Raw genomic sequence first — 1,604 nt, 5'->3', positions numbered from 1 at the left:
CTGGAAGGAGCATCTGAAGCCCGCGAATTATCGGCTGCGCGCGATGATCATCGACTGGCCGGGTGGGCTGCCCGGCGATGTCGCCTTCTTCCTGGCCTGGTCCTAACCGGGAGGGCGTGATCATGGATGCTCCTGTCAGCAAGGCCATGAAGCGAGAGCCTTACGAGCGCCAGTTGAAGGAATTTCATGGCGAACTGGTCAAGCTCCAGGAATGGGCCAAGCATACCGGCGCCAAGATCTGCATTATCTTCGAGGGCCGTGACGGCGCCGGTAAGGGCGGTGTCATCAAGGCGATCACGGAGCGGGTGAGCCCGCGGGTCTTCCGCGTCATCGCGCTTCCTCCGCCGACCGATCGCGAACGCTCGCAGATGTACGTCCAGCGCTATCTGCCCCATCTCCCGGCCTCCGGCGAAGTCGTGATCTTCGATCGCAGCTGGTACAACCGCGCCGGCGTCGAACGGGTGATGGGGTTCTGTACGGAGGAACAGGCTCAGGCCTTCCTGTTCGCAGTCCCGAGCGTCGAGAAAGTCATCGTCGAATCCGGCATCATCCTGCTGAAATACTGGCTTGAGGTCAGCCCGAAGGAGCAGACGCGCCGGATCGAGGAGCGCATCACCGACCCGCGCAAGATCTGGAAGCTGTCGCCTATGGATCTGAAATCCTATGGCCGCTGGAATGACTATTCCCGTGCCCGCGACGACATGTTCCGGGCAAGTGATACGAGCTGGGCGCCCTGGTTTGCCGTCCATTCCGACGACAAGCGCCGCGCCCGGCTGAACATCATCTCTCATATCCTGTCCTCGATCCCCTACGAGGCGCCGCCGCGCGAGAAGATCAAGCTGCCGAAGCGCCAGAAACTGGACGACCACCAGGAAACGAGTTTCGCGAGGCACTGGGTCGCGGAAACCTGCTGAAACGCAACGAAGTGAGGCAGCCACCGGGAGGCCATATTGCAACGCTCTGAGGTAGCACTGGACGTTCGATTTCGCGCGGGGGGCGAGATCCCGACGGCGACGCTGCACGCCGGCCGGCATCGATACCTGATCCTTTGTGGCGTCTTCGCGCTGGCGGTGATCTCCGGCCTTCTCCTCAATCTCGTCCTCGGCTCCGGACCGGACGAAGTGTTGAATAGTACCAAGTACTTAGACATCGTCGCTCGTCGGCCCACAGCCTGGGAACAATATGGCTGGTCGATCGCAGGCATCTCGATCGCCTTTTTCCTGCAAGCGTTGCTGATCCTCCTGTTCCTGTTCGAACGCCAACGACGCGCCGTGGCCGAGCAGGAGGCAAGTCAGTTCATTTCGGAAGCCATGACGGTCAATCGGCGGATTTCGCTGGGAGAAATGTCCGCGTACATAGCGCACGAACTCAAGCAACCGCTCAGCGCAATCCTCATCAATACTGAAGCGGCCGAGATCATCCTCAAGAATGCGGCCCCCAGCATCGCGGAGCTTCAGGACATTGTCGCGGACATCAAACGGGACGAAATGCGCGCGGTCGAGATCATCGACCGCGTGCGGAACATGATCCGACTCGCGCCATCGCCTGCTCAGACGATCGATCTGAATCGCTGCATCCGCGATACATTCCGGCTCGTATCCAGC

General features: G+C 60.7%; 2 protein-coding genes. Both read left to right on the top strand.

Features of this window, described 5'->3' with window-relative positions:
* Positions 1-122: 122 nt before the first annotated feature.
* Positions 123-914 (top strand): polyphosphate kinase 2, encoded by a 792-nt coding sequence (gene ppk2 / locus AC1DRP_RS36485; protein WP_476771127.1) that lies wholly within the window; start codon positions 123-125, stop codon positions 912-914.
* A gap of 36 nt (positions 915-950) precedes the next feature.
* On the top strand, positions 951-1,604 hold a 654-nt coding region (locus tag AC1DRP_RS36480; protein ID WP_476771126.1), incomplete at its 3' end, for a histidine kinase dimerization/phospho-acceptor domain-containing protein.

The organism is Allobosea sp. 01N443, assembly GCF_056399325.1.
The sequence above is the reverse complement of the archived record's forward strand: the minus strand, read 5'-3'. Positions and strand labels throughout refer to the sequence as shown.

Excerpts from the sequence above, each read along its gene's own strand:
- ppk2 (WP_476771127.1), top strand. The coding sequence starts at position 123 with ATGGATGCTCCTGTCAGCAAGGCCATGAAGCGAGAGCCTTACGAGCGC.